The sequence below is a fragment of the Aequorivita vitellina genome (assembly GCF_022008365.1).
GTDB lineage: Bacteria > Bacteroidota > Bacteroidia > Flavobacteriales > Flavobacteriaceae > Aequorivita > Aequorivita vitellina.
The window spans coordinates 65,045-84,077 of sequence record NZ_JAIRBA010000007.1 but is presented as its reverse complement, the minus strand read 5'-3'; the positions used below and the strand labels follow the sequence as shown (position 1 = coordinate 84,077).

Sequence of the window (19,033 nt, the reverse complement as noted above, 5' to 3'; positions counted from 1 at the left end):
TTTCATTATTCGTTTGTTGATTAACCTACAAGGTTTCCAAAAGCTTGTGGGTTTTTCGTGCGTAATATTCCTATTTTTACAAATTGATATTTGGGCTTCGCTCAGTATTCAAAAAGTTGAAATCTAAAAGCCAATAACACTTAACAACAAACATTGTGATAAGCCGAACCACCATAGACAACGTTTTTGAAACCGCTCGGGTAGAAGAGGTTATCGGCGATTTTGTGCAATTAAAAAAATCTGGGAGCAACTTTAAAGGCCTCAGCCCTTTTACAGACGAGCGTTCACCGAGTTTTATGGTTAGTCCTGTAAAGCAAATTTGGAAAGACTTTAGTAGTGGCAAAGGCGGAAATGTAGTTTCGTTTTTAATGGAACACGAGCATTTTACCTATCCCGAAGCAATAAAATTTTTGGCCAAAAAGTACGGCATTGAAATAGAAGAAACCGAGCAAACTGCCGAAGATAAAGTGCAAGCCAACGAGCGCGAGAGCTTGTATTTAGTTAGTGAATTTGCAAAAGACTATTTTCACACCACTCTATTGAAAACCGAAGAAGGCAAAGCCATCGGTCTTTCGTATTTTAAGGAAAGAGGTTTTACTGATGAAACCATCAAAAAATTTGAGCTCGGATATTCGCCAGATTCTTGGGATGCTTTTACCAGCCACGCAATAAAAAAAGGTTATAAACTAGAATTTCTCGAGAAAACGGGCTTGACTATTGTAAAAGAAGAAAAGCAATTTGACCGTTTTAAGGGACGGGTTATGTTCCCAATTTTAAGTATGAGCGGACGTACGCTTGGTTTCGGTGGTCGTATTTTGACTTCAGATAAAAAAGCGGCAAAATATTTAAATTCTCCCGAAAGCGATATTTACCACAAAAGTAAAGTGCTTTACGGCATTTTTAACGCCAAACAAAGCATTGCAAAAGAAGACAATTGCTACTTGGTTGAAGGTTATACAGACGTTATCCAGTTTCATCAAACGGGGATTCACAATGTGGTCTCTTCATCGGGGACGGCTTTAACTGCAGAGCAAATCAGGCTTATAAATCGTCTCACAAAAAATATTACGGTTCTTTTTGATGGTGACGCTGCGGGGCTTCGCGCATCACTTCGGGGAATCGATTTGATTTTGGAACAGGGCATGAACGTGAAAATTTGCACCTTTCCACTAGGCGAGGATCCCGATAGTTTTTCGCGTAAAAATTCTTTGGAAGAATTGACACTTTACCTGGAGGAAAACGCCAAAGATTTCATCACTTTTAAAGCTTCTCTGCTCGCTTCCGAAGCGAAAAATGACCCGATAAAAAAATCGGAAACCATACACGATATGGTTAACAGCATCGCGAAAATACCCGATGTAATAAAGCGCGAAGTATATATAAAGGAGTGTTCGCGAATTATGGATATTTCGGAACAAGTGCTTTTCAACACCCTGGCTCAGATTTTTCAAAAGGATAAAAAGGAAGCGACTAAAAGGGCAAATGTGCCGCAGGAAGCGTTTGAAGTTATTCCCACGGAAAAGAAGATTGAAAAAATAGACGTGCAACTTCAGTTGGAACAAAAAATAATTGAGCTGCTATTACTTTACGGTAACGTGGAAGAGGATTTTGAAGATTTAATACTTGAAGCAGACGAGAAAGGAGAAATTTCACTGAAACCTGAAATCCACAAAGCACGGGTTTTTGAAAAAATTTATCTCGATTTGCAAGATGACGAAATTGAATTTACCAATCCTGAATTTAAGGATTTGTATTTAGAAGTAGTGAATAGATTCAACCAAGATCCGGAAGCGAAGGCTGAAACTTTTATTAATGATTTAGAACCTGAAATGGCTACTGCAGTAACGCATATCTTGATGGAAGAAGAACGTTACACATTAAGTAATTGGGAGCGAAAGGAAATTTATGTAAAGGAAAAAGACAAAACTATAGCCCAAATAGTTAGTGAAACCATTTTAAATTTACGTCGCCATTTGGTTTCTCAGAAAATAAATGAATTATCTGAAGTAATGAAGGAAGGAAAAAACGACGATAATGATATAGGTTTGCAGGAAATAGTAGATTATATAAGCCTTAAAAAAGTGCTTTCCAATAAACTAAATAGGGTGCTTTAGTTTAACTAGTTTGAAACATTCGTGCGTGGTTAATTAACTCTGCCAAACTTTTTACGTTCAATTTTTTTAAAACTCGAGTTTTATAAGTGCTTACGGTTTTTTCATTGATTTCTAAAAGCGAAGCAATATCTTTATTGCGCTTTCCATTTGAAAGTAGGTCTAATACTTCTAACTCTCTTGCTGAAAGTTTTTTGTACTTTCCAATGGCACTATTATCGTTTGTAGAACGGTTATTATACGCAGCGGCAAGCGCATCGTTTAAAAATATACCGCCAAGCGATATGTGTTTAATTGCTTCGATAAAAGTTTTTAAGGAAGTTGTTTTTGGAATGTAGCCTGATGCTCCAGATTTTATAGCGCGTAGTGCATAAATTTCTTCAGGATACGATGAAAAAATAACAATTCGTGTTTTCGGAAATTCATCACGTAAGTTACGGAGCTTACGAAACCCATTAAAATCTGGAATATTCAATTCTAAAATTAAGAGATCGGGACGCTCTTTTTCGAGACATCGCGTTAATTCAGATCCACGAGACACATTGCCAACAATAGTATATCTATTTGTGTTTTTAAGCATGACTGAAATTCCCTCCCTCGTAATTGGATGTGAGTCAACGATTACAACTTTTTTCATTTTTGCGTATTTACAAATTTAGAAAATATAAAAACTTGATCTGGGGAGAATGAATGAGTTTAATCTGTAATATTAACAATTCATTATGATAAAATAAAGTCTTTGGGAGCAGAAAACCGATGGTTTCGTTAAAAGTGTATATTTATTCGATAAGTGACGCTAATTTTTTAAATCTAATGGGATTTCACAAACGGGAATAGGCATCATTTTGTGCTGATTTGCCTTGTTGAGCCTTGAGTAAATATCGTAAACCACTTTTTGTCTTGCAGTAAACTCACTATCGACTTTGCCGTTTTTATGCATTTTCATCGCCCATTCCAATTCGTCGTAACTTGCGCCCAATTGGTCTTCATCAGTGCGGCTATCGCCAAAAAGACCGTCTGTTGGAGCTGCTTTTAAAATAGAGTCTGGAATATTTAAAGCTCTTCCAATTTCGTAAACTTCGCTTTTCATTAAATCGGCAATTGGACTTAAATCAACCCCACCATCGCCATATTTTGTATAAAAACCCACCCCAAAATCTTCAATTTTATTTCCTGTTCCAGCCACCAAATAACGGTGAATTCCGGCAAAAAAATACAAGGTTGTCATGCGCAAACGGGCACGGCTATTGGCTAAAGACAAATCTAAAAAACTGTCGGCTGTAGTTTGTGGCACCACAGTTTTAAATTGTTCAAAAACAGGGGTTAAATCTACCGTCGTGTTGCTAACATTAGTAAAGTTATTCTTTAAAAATTGAATGTGTTCGCGGCCGCGATTTACTTGGTTTTCCGCTTGATGAATTGGCATTTCTACACAGAGTGTACGCATCCCTGTTTTAGCACAGAGTGCTGAGGTTACCGCAGAATCTATTCCGCCGCTTATGCCTATTACAAAACCGTCCATCTTTGCATTTACCGCATAATTTTTCAACCAATTTACAATATAGTCAATTACTTTTTCGGTCTGCATTTTCCGTGTTTTTAATCTTTTATAATAATACCTTTGCACCGCAAAAGTGGTTAAAGATAAAATTAATAAAAAGGATTGACGTTAACCAACTGTAACATTTTTTAATATGATAAGATATTTTATAACGGCAGTTTTCGGAGTCCTTCTCTTTTCTTGCAATACCAAGAGCGAAGTTGAAAAAGAAATTGAGAAAATTCCAATCAATGTTGAAATTATCCGTTTCGACAAAGCTTTTGCAGCTGCGACTCCTAAAGATTTGCCCAGTCTTAAAAATGAGTTTCCACTATTTTTTCCGAAGCAATACAACGACAGTATTTGGGTTGAAAAATTATCAGATACGCTTCAAAATCAATTGGAAGCCGAAGTGCTAAAGAAGTTTCCGAATGAAGATTCTTTGCGTGAAATTTTCGAGCCGTTGTTTCAGCATATAAAATACTATTTCCCAAACTTTTCAACACCGGTTGTCGTTACTACAACATCTGACGTTGATTACAGGAATAAAATAATACTTGCAGATAGTATGTTGATCGTGGGCTTAGACAATTATCTGGGCAGTAATCATAAATTTTACGATGGTATTGATAGGTATGTAGCGAAGGAAATGAAACCGTCGCAAATTGGCCCAGATATAGCAGAAAAATATGCGAGACAATATATTAAAATTCCGAATAAGCGATCGTTTTTGGGCCAGATAGTTTACTTCGGAAAAGAATTATACCTAAAAGATCTTTGGCTCCCAAATGCTTCCGATGCCGAAAAAATTGGTTACACCGAAGAAGAGTTTCAATGGGCCGAAGAAAATGAAGCATATATGTGGCGCTATTTTATAGAGAAAGAATTGCTATACAGCACAGACCCAAAACTTGCAGCTAGATTTGTAAGCCCAGCGCCTTTTTCAAAATTTTATCTCGAAATAGACAATGAATCTCCAGGAATGTTGGGGAGATATTTGGGCTGGAAAATTGTGCGCGCCTATATGAAAAACAACAAAACAAATGTGCAGCAATTAATGGTTACCAATGCTGACGAGATTTTTACAAATTCAAAATATAAACCTAAGAAATAATGGCAGTAAAACACACTTCAGAAATTAGACTAAACGTTGGTTTAGACGAAAATAAAATACCCGAGAATATTCACTGGACAGCCGAAGATGGCGGTATTACAAACGAAGAAACCAAAGCGTTAATGCTTTCAGTTTGGGACAATAAAAAGCAGGAGTCGCTTAGAATAGACCTTTGGACAAAAGATATGCCCGTAGACGAAATGAAGGTTTTTTTCCACCAAACATTGAGTGCGATGGCAGATACATTTCAGCGCGCAACAAACGATGAAAAAATGAGCGCCACTATGCGCGATTTCTGCGATTATTTTGCTGAAAAGTTAGAGTTAAAGCGAGGGCAATAATTTTAAAAACTTCAATTAACAATCGATTCGTTAAGCTGATTAATGTAGTTTAAAACTTCATCTCTTCCTGTGGCATCACTGGCAGAGGTAATAAAAAAGGGAGGCATTTCTTCCCAAGCTTCGAGCATTTTTTCGGTATAAGCAGCAACATTTCGTTCCAATGCTTTGGGCTTCAGTTTGTCTGCTTTTGTAAAAATAATATTGAAAGGAATCCCGCTTTCGCCCATCCATTCCATAAATTCTAAATCTATGGGTTGGGGCTCCAAGCGACAATCTATTAAAACAAAGGCAAGTACCATCTGTTCGCGTTTTTCAAAATAATTGGTAATAAATTTCTGAAAAATCTTTTTACTGGTTTTTGAAACGCGCGCGTATCCATAACCCGGTAAATCTACCAAATACCAGTTTTTATTGATAATAAAATGATTTATAAGCTGCGTTTTTCCCGGTCTGCCTGAAGTTTTGGCCAAGCTTTTTCGCTGCATAAGCATATTGATGAGGGAAGATTTTCCCACATTGCTTCGCCCAATAAAGGCGTATTCTGGCAGGCGATCTTTCGGACATTTGGCAACATCGCTATTGCTCATTAAAAATTCTGCAGATTTAATATGCATTTTTTTAAGGTATAAATTATTTGGAAAAATATATTTTTTGAAGCCTAAGGTCCCGCTAAAACCCTCGTTTTTCTAACCAAGCGTAAAGCGTTTTATTAAACTCATGTGGGTGTTCCATCATTGCCGCATGACCGCATTTATCGATCCAAAAGAGGTCTGAATCTGGTAAAAGCTCGTGAAATTCTACCGCCACTTCTGGTGGGGTTACGTTGTCGTTTTTTCCCCAAATAATGCAGGTTGGAGTGTGCATTTTTGGCAAATCTTTTGCCATATTATGCCGTATAGCACTTTTAGCAATTGCCAATGTTCGTATTAGCTTTGTACGGTCGTTTACGGTTTCGTAAACATCGTCCACGATTTCTTTGGTTGCAACTGCCGGATCGTAGAATACATTTTCGGCTTTTTGTTTTATATACTCATAATCGCCACGTTTTGGATAGCTTTCACCCATGGCACTTTCATACAGTCCCGAGCTGCCGGTAATAACCAGCGCCTTTACTTTTTCGGGGTACATTTTTGTACAGAGAAGCCCAATATGGCCCCCAAGCGAATTTCCTAAAAGAATTACCTCTTTATACCCCAAGTGATCTATAAACTGCGCCGCGTATTTTGCGAAATTTTTCACATTTGTGCGCAGTAAAGTCATTTTGTATATAGGCAGTTCTGGGATGAGAATTTTGTAGCCTTTCGGCGGAAAGAATTCGGCAACGCCATCAAAATTGCTTAAGCCTCCCATAAGCCCGTGAAGGATAACAATTGGTGTGCCTTCACCTATTTCTAAATATGAAAATTTTCCTTCTTTCTTTAAGTTTTCTGACATGCTTGGTTGTTGCAATTTAGAATGACAAAAGTAAACAAAAATTTTTCATAGCGTCTATTTATACGCTGCCTTTGTTTTTACTTATTTCAAAATGAGGTTATCTACAATGTGGTAAAACTTATCAACAAAGTGGTAGAATGTGGTAAAAAGTGGTAAAAGTTATATATATTTGAAACTATAAATTGCAAATCGCCAAATTCCACAATGCTCAATCTAATAGGTACATACGAATGTAAAGCAGACGTAAAAGGACGCCTCATGGTGCCTGTGCCGCTAAAAAAGCAGTTGGCGGCGGTTGCTCCTGAGGGCTTTGTAATTAAGCGCGCCGTTTTTCAGCCGTGTTTGGAAATTTATCCAATGAAAGAATGGGATGCTTTAATGCAGAAAATGGGCCAGTTAAATCGATTCAGCAGGAAAAACAACGATTTTATTAGAAGGTTTACAGCGGGCGTGAAAACCGTAGAGCTTGATGCTACAGGCCGTTTGTTGATTCCAAAAGACCTGCTTTCTTTTGCGGGCATCAGTAAAGAAATTGTGCTCTCTTCCGCTATAAATATTATTGAAGTTTGGGATAAAAACAAATATGAACAAGCTATTGACGATGCGGCAAATGATTTTGCCGATTTAGCTGAAGAAGTAATGGGAGATAAAAATGACGAAGGAGATGGAGTATCATAATCCAGTTTTGCTAACGGAAACAGTTGATGGTTTAAACATAAAGCCAGACGGGGTTTACGTGGATGTAACTTTCGGTGGCGGCGGACACTCGCGCGAAATATTGAAGCGCTTGGGGCCACAAGGAAAACTCATAGCTTTTGACCAAGACAAAGATGCTTTAAAAAATGTGATTGACGATGAAAGATTTTTGCTCATTAATCAGAATTTTCGTTTTCTGAAGCAATTTTTAAGATTTCACGGGTATCGAACTGTTGATGGAATTTTGGGCGATTTTGGAGTTTCTTCGCATCAATTTGACGTGGCGGAAAGAGGTTTTTCAACTCGCTTTGAAGCCGATTTAGATATGCGAATGAACCGCGATAGCAATTTTTCGGCATATACGGTTGTCAACAAATATGAAGAAACCCAATTGCGTGATGTTCTTTCAAATTATGGCGAATTGCGAAGTGCCGCAGGAATGGCTCGGTTAATAGTTGAGGCCAGGCAAGTGGAAAAAATAAAAACGAGTGAGCAGCTAAAAAAAATATTGAGCAGATTTTTGCCTGCGCATAAAGAAAACAAAATTCTGGCGCAAATTTATCAAGCAATCCGGATAGAAGTAAACCAAGAATTGGAGGCTCTAAAAGAGTTTTTGCTTCAAACAAACGAGGTTTTAAAACCCGGAGGGCGAATTAGTTTAATTAGCTATCATTCCTTAGAAGATAGGCTTGTAAAACGCTATATCCGGAATGGATTGTTTGAAGGCGAACCAGAGAAAGACGTGTACGGAAGGGTGGAAGTGCCTTTTAAAGCTGTGGGGAAATTTATTATTCCCACCAAAGAAGAGATAAAACAGAACAATCGCGCTAGAAGTGCCAAACTTAGAATAGCCGAGAAATTATAAAATGAAAGAAGGTTTTTACAACATAATAAAAGGAAAATTTTTGGTAAGTGATGACGCATTAAAAAACTGGCATTTCATCATTTTTCTTTCTGTTTTGGCTTTGGTAATGATTAGCAGTTCGCACAGCGCCGATAAAAAAGTGCACGTAATTTCAAAATTAAACGCACAGGTAAAGGAGCTTAAAAGCGAATATGTAGATGTAAGAATGATGTTGATGCAGTCGCGAATGGAAAGCAAAATTATTGCGGCAATGGAACGTCGAGGGTTGCAGCCATCGTCTAATCCACCGAAAAGAATTCGAATTATTGAAGAAGAGGATTAGAGCGGGTAGAATAAAGACGAAAGAATAAAGAGAAAAGAAAAAAGAGAAAAGAATAAAAAAGGGATACTGAGGAGTAAAATGGCTTTCGAAGAAAAAAACATATTAAATCGTTTATACATCATTGCAGGATGTATGTTTCTCTTCGCGCTTGCCATTAGCGTTAAATTGATGAACATTCAGTTTATAGACGGCGATAAGTATCGTGATTTGGCAAAGGAAAATACCACCAAAAATTTTATAATTCCTGCTAATCGTGGTAATATTTATGCCGATGACGGCAGTCTTTTGGCTACATCGGTTCCTAAATACGACATTCGGTTTGACGCGGTTACCGTTTCTTCAAAAGATTTCAAAGAAAATTTAAAGCCTCTTTCCGAAGGATTGAGCAGTATGTTTGGAAAACCTGTTTCGTATTACCAAAACAAGTTCAGAAAAGCCCGTGCCGATAAAAACAGGTATTTACTAATTGTAAAAAACCTGGGGTATTCAGATTATATAAAAGTGAAAAATTTACCGCTTTTCCGCAAAGGACCGTATAAGGGTGGCATCATTGTGGAGCAGCGCACCGTTCGTGAACATCCAATTGGAAAAATTGCTCAGCGCACCGTTGGTGACGAAGCATTTGACCGTCCGGGCTATTATGCCGTTGGATTGGAAGGCGCTTTCAACGATTTGTTAACCGGGAAAGAAGGGCATCGACTAAAGCAAAAAATAGCTCAAGGACAGTGGAAACCTATTTCAGACGACAACGAAATTGAGCCACAAGATGGTTACGACATTGTTTCTACAATTAATGTAAATATTCAAGATATAGCGCATCACGCTTTGTTAAAGCAACTAGAATATTACGAAGCCGAGCACGGAACTGTAATTGTAATGGAAGTGGCTACTGGCGAGATAAAAGCTGTTTCAAACTTGGGGCGTACATCAAACGGGAACTATTACGAAAAACTTAATTACGCAGTCGGCGAATCGCACGAGCCCGGTTCAACCTTTAAAGTGATGGCGTTAATGGCGGCATTGGAAGATAAAGTAATAGACACTAGCAGTGTTGTAGATACCGGCAATGGCAGGAAGATATTTTATGGCAAACCTGTTAATGATTCAAAACGGGGTGGTTATGGTGAAATTTCGGCGGCGAGAGCGTTGGAGGTGTCATCAAATATAGGGCTGGCTACAATTATTGATAATGGGTACTCCAAAAACCCAAATAAATTTATTAATCGATTAAAAAGTTGGCATCTCGATGATAAAACTGGGGTGGCAATTAAAGGTGAAGGAGCTCCATTAATTCCGCAGCCCGGCGATAAAAAATGGAGTAAGAATGCGCTTCCATCAATGGCTTACGGATATAATTTAAGGTTGACCCCACTTCAAACTTTAACTTTTTACAATGCCATTGCAAACAACGGAGTAATGGTGAAGCCGCGCTTTATAAAAGAAGTACGCGCATGGAATGAAAAAGTGACCGTCTATAATACCCAGGTTATAAATTCAAAAATTTGTTCAGATAAAACCTTGAATGACATTAGAGAAATTATGAAAAATACGGTGAAGCGTGGAACTGGAAGATCCCTCTACTCACCAGATTTTTCAATGGCGGGAAAAACAGGAACTGCCCGTACTGAATATTGGTACCCCGATTGGAATAGTAATCCGCGATATATTTCTTCGTTTGCAGGATTTTTTCCGGCAGAAGATCCTAAATATTCTTGCATTGTCATAATTCATAAACCCAGTACTAAAAGAGGTTTTTACGGGGCAGATGTTTCTGGACCTGTATTTAAACGCGTGGCGCAGAAAATATTTACTGAATCTCGAAATGTGGATAAAGTAGAAAAAATAGAAATTCCGGATACTACCGTCGAAAAAGATTTCGAAAAATATTATGCCAAACTGCAACAACCATCCAAAACCATCCCAAATGTAACGGGAATGGCGGGAATGGACGCAGTTTCACTTTTAGAAAATCTTGGACTTAGAGTACAAGTTGTAGGCAACGGAACAGTTTCTACTCAGTCTATAAAGTCTGGAGAATTACTTAAAAAAGGACAATTAATAACATTGAGTTTATCGTGATTTTGTTAAAAGACATACTGTACAAAGTAACCATCGAAAGCGTCGTTGGTAGTACTTCTGTGGCAATAAACAATCTAGAATTTGATTCGAGAAACGTTTCTTTAAACGACGTGTTTATTGCAATAAAAGGAACAATTTCAGACGGACATCAATATATTAAAAAAGCGGCGGACCAAGGTGCATTGGCCATTATTTGCGAAGAATTGCCAGAATATATTATAAATGGAATTACCTATGTGCAGGTTGCAAATACGCACAGTGCTTTAGCAATAATGGCTGCCAATTATTTCGGAAATCCTTCGGAAGAATTGAAACTTGTGGGTATAACCGGCACCAATGGAAAAACAACGGTTTCTTCACTTTTATACCAACTTTTCAAAAAAGCGGGCATGGAAGCCGGTTTGCTTTCTACGGTGAAAATAATGGTTGGGGACAGCGAATATAAAACCTCGCACACAACGCCAGATTCACTAACAATAAACAGCTATTTACGCAAAATGGTAGATGCAGGGGTAGAGTTCTGTTTTATGGAAGTGAGTTCGCACGGCATCCATCAAAAACGGACGGAGGCTTTGCGTTTTGCAGGTGGTATTTTTACAAACCTTTCGCACGATCATTTAGATTATCACAAAGATTTTGCAGCATACCGCGATGTAAAAAAATCTTTTTTTGACGGGTTGCCAAAATCTGCTTTTGCATTAGTAAATGTTGACGACAAAAACGGATTGGTAATGCTTCAGAATACCAAAGCCACAAAATACACCTATGCCTTAAAAACATACGCAGATTATAAAGCACAGATTTTGGAAAGTCAGTTTTCTGGTCAGCTTCTAAAAATTAATAATCAGGATGTTTGGGTAAAATTGATTGGAGACTTTAATGCATACAATCTACTTGCCATTTTTGGTGCCTCCCAACTCTTGGGGTTAGAGGAACTGGAAATTCTTCAAATTATGAGCACTTTGGATAGTGTTGATGGCAGGTTTCAATATTTAATATCTGAAACTAAAATTACTGCAATTGTAGATTATGCACACACCCCTGACGCTTTGCAAAATGTTTTAAAGACCATAAATAGTATTAGGACCGGGAATGAAGCGGTCATTACAGTTGTGGGTTGCGGTGGCGATAGAGATGACCAAAAACGTCCTGTTATGGGTGAAATTGCGGCTACTTTGAGTACGCGGGTAGTTTTTACGAGTGATAATCCACGGACTGAAAATCCCGAAAAAATTATTGAGCAGATTGAAGCTGGAGTGCCAGCCGTACATTATAAAAAGACCATTTCAATTACAAATAGAAAAGAAGCGATTAAAGCAGCTTGCCAAATGGCGGAAGAAAATGACATTATTTTAATTGCCGGAAAAGGTCACGAAACCTATCAGGAAATTAATGGCGAACGCTTTGATTTTGATGATTTTAAAATAGTAAACCAAACATTAACAGCTTTAAACAAATAACCAAATGCTTTATTATCTCTTTGAATATTTGGATAAAACGTACGATGTGCCAGGCGCGGGTTTGTTCAATTTTATTTCCTTTCGTGCTATTTCGGCGGTTATACTTTCGTTATTTATTGCCACGGTTTACGGTAAAAAAATAATTGAATTCCTACGAAAAAAACAAGTTGGCGAGTCTATCCGCGACCTTGGTTTGGAAGGGCAAAACGAAAAGGCCGGAACGCCAACCATGGGTGGAATTATTATAATTCTGGCCACGCTTATCCCTGTTTTGCTTTTCGCAAAGCTGGAAAATATTTACGTAATCCTGCTAATTATTACCACCCTTTGGATGGGAGTTATTGGTTTTATTGACGATTACATTAAAAAATTTAAAAATGATAAACAAGGTCTTCCGGGAAAGTTTAAGGTAATTGGGCAAGTTGGACTGGGGCTTTTTGTGGGGTTGACTATGTATTTACATCCAGATATTGTGGTTGAGCGCACTGTTCAAAACCCTGAAACTGAAACTGAAATTGCTCGTGTAATTGAAAAACCAACAACCAATACTTTTTATGTAAAAGATAAGTCTATGTTAACCACCATTCCCTTTGTAAAGGAGAATGAATTTAACTATTCCGAGCTTATAAGTTGGGCAGGCAATAACTACCAAAGTTATGTTTGGCTCATTTTTATACCTATTGTAATTTTTATTATCACCGCGGTTTCAAATGGCGCCAATCTCACCGATGGAATCGATGGGCTTGCTGCGGGAACATCTGCTATAATAGCATCTACCCTGGCTCTATTTGCTTGGGTTTCGGGCAACGTAATTTTTTCAGATTACTTAAATATAATGTACATCCCAAATACGGGAGAGATGACCATTTTTATCACTGCCTTTGTTGGGGCACTCATCGGGTTTTTATGGTACAATACGTATCCAGCTCAAGTATTTATGGGCGATACCGGCAGTTTAACTATTGGCGGAATTATAGCCGTAATCGCTATTGCTGTTCGGAAAGAACTATTAATACCAATCCTCTGTGGCGTATTTCTGATGGAAAACCTTTCGGTGGTTTTACAGGTAACGTGGTTTAAATACACGAAGAAAAAATTTGGAGATGGGAGACGTATTTTCAGAATGGCGCCATTACATCACCATTATCAAATAAAGGGTTTTCACGAAAGTAAAATTGTAACTCGGTTTTGGATTGTAGGAATATTTCTAGCAATAATTACACTCGTTACACTCAAAATTAGATAAAGTGAAACAGCGATTGGTAATTCTGGGCGGAGGCGAGAGTGGAGTTGGAACTGCCATTTTAGGAAAAAAGAAGGGGTTTGAAGTGTTTGTGTCAGACTTCGGAAAAATAAAAGAGAAGTACAAACAAGTTCTTATAAATAATGAGATTTCATGGGAAGAGGAAGGTCATTCCGAAGGAAAAGTTCTTTCCGCAAATATTGTAATGAAAAGCCCGGGAATTCCCGATAAAGCGCCAATCGTAAAAAAATTACTTGCGAAAGGTGTGAAGGTGATTTCTGAAATTGAATTTGCTTCAAAGTACACGAAAGCAACAATTGTAGGCATCACGGGAAGTAACGGAAAAACAACGGTAGCCAGTCTCACTTATAAATTATTGAGTGACGGCGGCTTAAATGTAGCATTGGGCGGAAACATAGGAAAGAGTTTTGCCGGACAAGTAGCTGAAGAAAAGTATGAAAATTTCGTACTTGAATTAAGCAGCTTTCAACTAGACGGAATTGAAACTTTTGCACCGCACATAGCAGTTTTAACCAATTTGAGTCCGGACCATTTGGACAGATATGATTACAAATACGAAAATTATATCGCTTCAAAATTTCGAATTGTGATGAATCAAACGTCCGAAGACTATTTCATCTATGACGCTGACGATGTGGAAATAACGAAATGGCTTTCGCAAAATCCCATAAAATCGCAACCGCTTCCTTTTTCGGTTAAAAAAGAACTGAAACAGGGCGCATACAAAAGAAATAACGAAATAATATTAAAAATAAATAATACAGAATTTACTATGCCAATTGCAACAATAGGAATACAAGGGGAACACAATGTAAAAAATGCTATGGCTGCTTCAACAGTAGCTAAATTGCTGAGAATTAGAAAACAAACAATCCGCGAAAGTCTCGAAGGATTTCAGGGTGTGGAGCACAGGCTAGAAAAAGTTTTGAAAATAAACAACGTGTTGTATATCAACGATTCAAAAGCCACGAATGTAAATGCTACATATTTTGCTTTAGATAGCATGGAGAATCCAACTGTATGGATTGTTGGGGGCGTAGATAAGGGGAATGATTACGACGAACTGTTGCCTTTGGTGAACGAAAAAGTAAAAGCAATTATTTGCTTGGGCGTTGACAATCAAAAAATAATTGATGCTTTCGGAAATGTGATAGACACAATTATTGAAACAGACTCAATGGCGATGGCGGTAGAAGTGGCGTACAAACTAGCAGAACGAAATAATACGGTGCTCCTTTCCCCAGCCTGTGCGAGTTTTGACTTGTTTGAAAACTACGAAGACCGCGGCAGACAGTTTAAAGATGCAATTAGAAATTTATAATTTTTTAACAGACAACAGACAACAGACAACAGAGAACAGACAAGAAATAAAAAATGAAAAACATTTTCCATTACATACAAGGTGATAAAGCAATCTGGGGAGTTGTGGGTCTTTTGGCGCTCTTTTCCTTTTTGCCCGTCTACAGCTCAAGCAGTAACTTGGCCTATTTGTACGGCGATGGAAGTACTTTGCCGTATTTGTTGCGGCACTTTTCGCATTTGGTTTTGGGTTTTGCCATTCTTTACGGTGTGCATAAAATACCGTATCATTATTTCCGCGGGCTTTCCATCATTGCGATGCCTGTGATTATTTTGTTGTTGATAGCTACAATGGCTGAGGGAACTACAATTGAAGGAGCCAATGCCAGCCGTTGGATCCGTTTGCCATTTGTGGGCATAACGTTCCAAACTTCAACTTTGGCGGGTGTAGTTTTAATGACTTATGTTGCGCGATACCTATCGCGAATCAAAGACAAAACAGTAAGCTTTAAAGAAACTATTTTACCACTTTGGGTGCCAGTATTTATGGTGCTCGCATTAATTCTTCCGGCTAACTTTTCAACTACTGCAATCTTCTTTTCAATGATTGTAATGTTAGTTTTTGTGGGCGGTTATCCGTTGCGATACTTGGGGATAATTCTTGGAGCAGGCTTGCTTTTTCTAACACTTTTTGTGCTTACAGCGAAAGCTTTCCCGGGTGTTTTTCCAAATAGAGTAGATACTTGGATGAGCCGTATTGAGAACTTTAGCGACGATAAAGATACCGAAGCAGATTACCAAATTGAAAAAGCAAAAATAGCCATTGCCTCCGGCGGAATTGCAGGATTGGGTCCGGGAAAAAGTGTTCAGAAAAACTTCTTGCCGCAGTCTTCTTCAGACTTTATTTATGCAATAATTGTTGAAGAATTTGGCTTGTTGGGGGGTATGTTTTTAATGATACTCTACCTGTTTTTATTATTCAGAATTGTGGTCGTTGCTCACAAATCCACTTCCATTTTTGGGAAACTGCTCGTCATTGGCGTTGGCTTGCCCATTGTTTTTAGGGCGATGATAAATATGGCGGTTGCGGTGGAATTGTTCCCCGTAACAGGACAAAATTTACCGTTAATAAGTAGCGGCGGAACGTCAATTTGGATGACTTGTATGGCGTTGGGAATGATTTTAAGTGTGAGTGCAAAACGAGAAGTGGTGCCCAAAGAAGAAACGGAAGAAAATCCACTTGATATTTTAAGTGAAACAATATAACCGTAGAACCGCACTGTAGTGCGTCTAAAGTAGTGTTTTTAAAGAAGTGGCGAACAAAGAATAAAGAGGAAAGAATAAAGAGAAAGTTAATGAAACGAAAATTCATCATATCAGGCGGCGGCACCGGAGGTCATATTTACCCGGCGATTGCTATTGCGAACGAGTTGCAAGCTCGTTTCCCCGATGCTGAATTTTTATTTGTGGGAGCCGCCGACAGAATGGAGATGGAAAAAGTACCACGAGCTGGTTACAAGATTATTGGGCTTTGGATTTCGGGATTACAACGCAGCTTGTCGTTGCAGAATTTAGCGTTTCCGTTAAAACTTGTTTCAAGTCTTCGGAAATCTTTAAAAATTTTAAAAGATTTTAAACCAGACGTTGCCATAGGCACTGGCGGTTTTGCGAGCGCTCCCTTGTTGCGAATGGCAGCTTTACGTGGCGTGCCGTGTGTAATACAGGAGCAGAATGGCCACGCCGGGATAACAAATAAATGGTTGAGTACCAAGGTTCAGAAAATTTGTGTCGCGTACGACGGAATGGATAAATTTTTCCCCTCCGATAAAATAAAACTTACCGGAAATCCCGTGCGGCAAGATTTAATTGACGTTTCTTCAAAAAGAGCAGCGGCGCTCGCTTTTTTCAATTTGAAGAAAGACAAAAAAACCTTATTGGTTTTAGGTGGAAGTTTGGGTGCAAAACGTATAAATGAATTAATAGATAAATCGCTTCCGCTTTTTGAAAAACAACAGTTGCAGGTAATTTGGCAATGTGGAAAATATTACGGTGAAATTTATAAAAGTAAGGGTAGTAAAACGGTTCAAATTCACACTTTCTTAAACAGAATGGATTTGGCGTATGCTGCGGCAGATTTCATTATTTCAAGGGCAGGAGCGCTTTCAGTTTCAGAGTTGTGCTTGGTAGGAAAACCTGTTGTATTTATTCCATCGCCCAATGTAGCAGAAGATCACCAAACTAAAAACGCCATGGCAATTTCAGAAAAAAATGCTGCGTTGTTAATAAAAGAAAGCGAGTTGGATTCCAAGTTTGAAAAAGAATTTTCGGCATTAATTACTTCCGAAGAAAAACAAAAAACACTGTCGGAAAACATTAAAAAATTAGCGAAACCAAACGCCACAAAAGATATAGTTGAAGAGATTGAAAAATTGATAAAAACTAAAAATTGAAAGATGTAAACCAAATACAAACCTTTTACTTCGTCGGCATCGGCGGCATAGGGATGAGTGCGCTTGCCCGCTATTTCAATATGCAGGGGAAAGCTGTTTTTGGTTACGATAAAACGCCAACCGATTTAACCGATGAATTGGTAGCCGAAGGAATTCAGGTGAATTTTATTGATGAAATTTCAGAAATTCAGAAAGAAGTTATTTCAAAAAATAATGTTTTGGTTGTTTACACCCCTGCCATTCCGAAGGGAAATAAGATTTTAAATTATTTCTTTTCCGAAGAATTTTCCATTGTAAAAAGAGCGCAACTTTTAGGCGAGGTTTCAAAAAACACACTGTGTTTGGCAGTTGCAGGAACGCACGGCAAAACAACAACTTCGGCAATTTTGGGGCATTTATTGGCGGAGTGCAATATGCCGGTAACTGCCTTTTTGGGCGGAATTGCGGAAAATTATAATTCCAATTTCATCTATAATGGAAAACAAATAACCGTAGTAGAAGCCGATGAATTTGATCGCTCGTTTCTTCAATTACAACCAAATATTGCTTGCATTACTTCAATGGATGCAGATCATTTAGATATTTATGGCGATGCTTCCGAATTAGAAAATGCGTTTAGAACTTTTGCGCGTTTGGTGGAAAAGGAGGAACATGTTTTTATTAAACAAAATCTTCCGTTGGACGGGATGACTGTTGCAGTTGACGAAACGGCAGATTACCAAGCGCAGAACGTAAAAATTGAAAATGGCGCATATATTTTCGACTTAAAAACACCGGATTTAACAATTGAAAATTTAGTTTTTCATCTTCCTGGACACCATAATCTTACAAATGCCATCATGGCTTTGGGCATGGCGATTTTAGCAGGCTCCCCAACCGATCGTCTGCCCAAAGCGTTGGCATCTTTTAAAGGGGTAAAACGTCGCTTTTCGTATAAAATTAAAACAGAAACGTTGGTTTTAATAGACGATTATGCACATCACCCCACAGAAATTGAGGCACTTTTTCAAGCGGTAGATGAAATGTACCCGAACGATCACAAACAGATTGTTTTTCAGCCACATCTTTTCAGCAGAACGCGCGATTTTGCCGAAGGTTTTGCAAGAAGCCTTTCCAAATTTGACGAGGTTGTACTTTTAGATATCTATCCAGCGCGTGAAGAACCCATTGAAGGTATTACGTCAAAATGGCTTTTAAACCAAATACAAGCAAAAAATAAAAGAGTGGTTTTTAAATCTGCTTTACCAGAAGTTCTATTAAAGTCTAAATGCCGAGTTAAATTGCTGGTAGGGGCTGGTGATATTGGTGCAGAAGTAAATAGTTTAACCAAAAAATTGAAGAATGAAACGCAGTCTTGAAATTATAAAATTTATCATTTTATTAGGGGTGCTGGCATTTCTTTTCAGCTTCACAAATAAGCGGAATAACGCCAGAAAACTCAATAAAATAGAAGTTGTTTTTACAGATGAAAATAACCCTTTTATCACTTTTGATACAGTTAATAAATTGTTGATACAAAATCATGCTAAGGTTACGAGCATAGACAAAGAAACTTTAGTTTTGAAGGAGATGGAGGAAAGACTGCAGAAAAACCCTATGGTTCGTGATGCTCAGGTCTATGTGTCTGTAGATGGCACGTTGGGCGCAAAGATTGAGCAGCGTAGACCCATTGGTAGGGTGTCTGCAACACCCGATTATTACATAGATGCTGATGGAAAAAAAATGCCGTTATCAACAGTTTACTCGGCAAGGGTGCCAATAATTACGGGCAGCTCTAAAAATTATTTTAATGAAATTACGTCTTTGTTGCTAAAAATTGATGAAGATGAATTTATGAAAAAAAGCGTGATAGGGGTAAACCGGCTTGAAGATGGTTCGATACAATTCGAACTTCGAAAAATGGATTTTAATGTGTTATTCGGGCAACCGGAAAACATAGCGCAAAAGTTTCAAAACTTTAAAGCTTTTTATAAAAAAACAAAACAAGACAGTACGCTATTTGAGTACAAAATGGTAAATCTGAAGTTTGACAATCAGGTAATTGCCACTAAAAAGTAA

Annotated in this window: 18 protein-coding genes; 14 read left to right on the top strand and 4 right to left on the bottom strand. The window is 38.1% G+C overall.

All coding sequences use genetic code 11. The features are described 5' to 3' along the window. Positions 1-155 precede the first annotated feature (155 nt). Positions 156-2,114 (top strand): DNA primase, encoded by a 1,959-nt coding sequence (gene dnaG, locus K8089_RS05580; protein ID WP_237602299.1) that lies wholly within the window; start codon positions 156-158, stop codon positions 2,112-2,114. 1 nt (position 2,115) lies between these two features. Here dnaG and K8089_RS05575 read toward each other — a convergent pair whose 3' ends face one another. After that, entirely contained in the window at positions 2,116-2,748 is a 633-nt protein-coding gene (locus K8089_RS05575) for a response regulator (RefSeq protein ID WP_237602298.1), read from the bottom strand. 159 nt (positions 2,749-2,907) lie between these two features. Beyond that, positions 2,908-3,699, bottom strand: coding sequence for an NAD(+) synthase (gene nadE / locus K8089_RS05570; RefSeq protein WP_237602297.1), 792 nt, complete (start codon positions 3,697-3,699; stop codon positions 2,908-2,910). A gap of 106 nt (positions 3,700-3,805) precedes the next feature. On the opposite strand from nadE, the gene gldB reads away from it, so the two are divergent. Together gldB and gldC are read left to right on the top strand one after the other, a co-directional pair. Continuing rightward, positions 3,806-4,765, top strand: coding sequence for a gliding motility lipoprotein GldB (gldB, locus tag K8089_RS05565; protein WP_237602296.1), 960 nt, complete (start codon positions 3,806-3,808; stop codon positions 4,763-4,765). Next, positions 4,765-5,106: a gliding motility protein GldC gene (gene gldC, locus K8089_RS05560; protein ID WP_237602295.1), complete on the top strand. Its 342-nt coding sequence runs from the start codon at positions 4,765-4,767 to the stop codon at positions 5,104-5,106. The genes gldB and gldC overlap by 1 nt, the downstream gene beginning before the upstream one ends. Before the next feature lie 11 nt (positions 5,107-5,117). Here gldC and yihA read toward each other — a convergent pair whose 3' ends face one another. Both yihA and K8089_RS05550 read right to left on the bottom strand, forming a co-directional pair. Beyond that, positions 5,118-5,720 (bottom strand): ribosome biogenesis GTP-binding protein YihA/YsxC, encoded by a 603-nt coding sequence (yihA, locus tag K8089_RS05555; RefSeq protein WP_237602294.1) that lies wholly within the window; start codon positions 5,718-5,720, stop codon positions 5,118-5,120. 55 nt (positions 5,721-5,775) lie between these two features. Continuing rightward, positions 5,776-6,540 carry an alpha/beta fold hydrolase gene (locus tag K8089_RS05550; protein WP_237602293.1) on the bottom strand — a complete coding sequence of 255 codons (765 nt, stop codon included), beginning with the start codon at positions 6,538-6,540 and terminating at the stop codon, positions 5,776-5,778. Positions 6,541-6,744: 204 nt separating this feature from the next. Between K8089_RS05550 and mraZ the strand changes: the two genes are divergently transcribed. From mraZ to K8089_RS05495, 11 genes are all read left to right on the top strand, one after another. Next, positions 6,745-7,218, top strand: a complete 474-nt coding sequence (mraZ, locus tag K8089_RS05545; protein WP_237602292.1) for a division/cell wall cluster transcriptional repressor MraZ — start codon at positions 6,745-6,747, stop codon at positions 7,216-7,218. Next, complete coding sequence (rsmH, locus tag K8089_RS05540) at positions 7,205-8,101, top strand: 16S rRNA (cytosine(1402)-N(4))-methyltransferase RsmH (RefSeq protein WP_237602291.1); 897 nt, start codon at positions 7,205-7,207, stop codon at positions 8,099-8,101. The genes mraZ and rsmH overlap by 14 nt, the downstream gene beginning before the upstream one ends. Before the next feature lies 1 nt (position 8,102). Further along, complete coding sequence (locus K8089_RS05535; protein WP_237602290.1) at positions 8,103-8,423, top strand: FtsL-like putative cell division protein; 321 nt, start codon at positions 8,103-8,105, stop codon at positions 8,421-8,423. A 78-nt stretch (positions 8,424-8,501) separates the two neighbouring features. Next, a complete protein-coding gene (locus tag K8089_RS05530; protein ID WP_237602289.1) occupies positions 8,502-10,502 on the top strand; it encodes a penicillin-binding protein in 2,001 nt (666 codons plus the stop codon). Then, the gene (locus K8089_RS05525) at positions 10,499-11,962 is read left to right on the top strand and encodes a UDP-N-acetylmuramoyl-L-alanyl-D-glutamate--2,6-diaminopimelate ligase (RefSeq protein ID WP_237602288.1); all 1,464 of its coding nucleotides are present in this window, start codon (positions 10,499-10,501) and stop codon (positions 11,960-11,962) included. Before K8089_RS05530 ends, K8089_RS05525 begins: the two co-directional genes overlap by 4 nt. A gap of 4 nt (positions 11,963-11,966) precedes the next feature. Further along, a complete protein-coding gene (gene mraY / locus K8089_RS05520) occupies positions 11,967-13,208 on the top strand; it encodes a phospho-N-acetylmuramoyl-pentapeptide-transferase (protein ID WP_237602287.1) in 1,242 nt (413 codons plus the stop codon). Between the two features lies 1 nt (position 13,209). Beyond that, entirely contained in the window at positions 13,210-14,547 is a 1,338-nt protein-coding gene (murD, locus tag K8089_RS05515) for a UDP-N-acetylmuramoyl-L-alanine--D-glutamate ligase (protein WP_237602286.1), read from the top strand. Positions 14,548-14,600: 53 nt separating this feature from the next. After that, complete coding sequence (locus K8089_RS05510) at positions 14,601-15,791, top strand: FtsW/RodA/SpoVE family cell cycle protein (RefSeq protein ID WP_237602285.1); 1,191 nt, start codon at positions 14,601-14,603, stop codon at positions 15,789-15,791. Between the two features lie 89 nt (positions 15,792-15,880). Beyond that, positions 15,881-16,975, top strand: a complete 1,095-nt coding sequence (gene murG, locus K8089_RS05505; protein ID WP_237602284.1) for an undecaprenyldiphospho-muramoylpentapeptide beta-N-acetylglucosaminyltransferase — start codon at positions 15,881-15,883, stop codon at positions 16,973-16,975. Further along, entirely contained in the window at positions 16,972-18,333 is a 1,362-nt protein-coding gene (gene murC, locus K8089_RS05500) for a UDP-N-acetylmuramate--L-alanine ligase (RefSeq protein ID WP_237602283.1), read from the top strand. Before murG ends, murC begins: the two co-directional genes overlap by 4 nt. Next, a complete protein-coding gene (locus K8089_RS05495) occupies positions 18,317-19,033 on the top strand; it encodes a cell division protein FtsQ/DivIB (protein WP_237602282.1) in 717 nt (238 codons plus the stop codon). Before murC ends, K8089_RS05495 begins: the two co-directional genes overlap by 17 nt.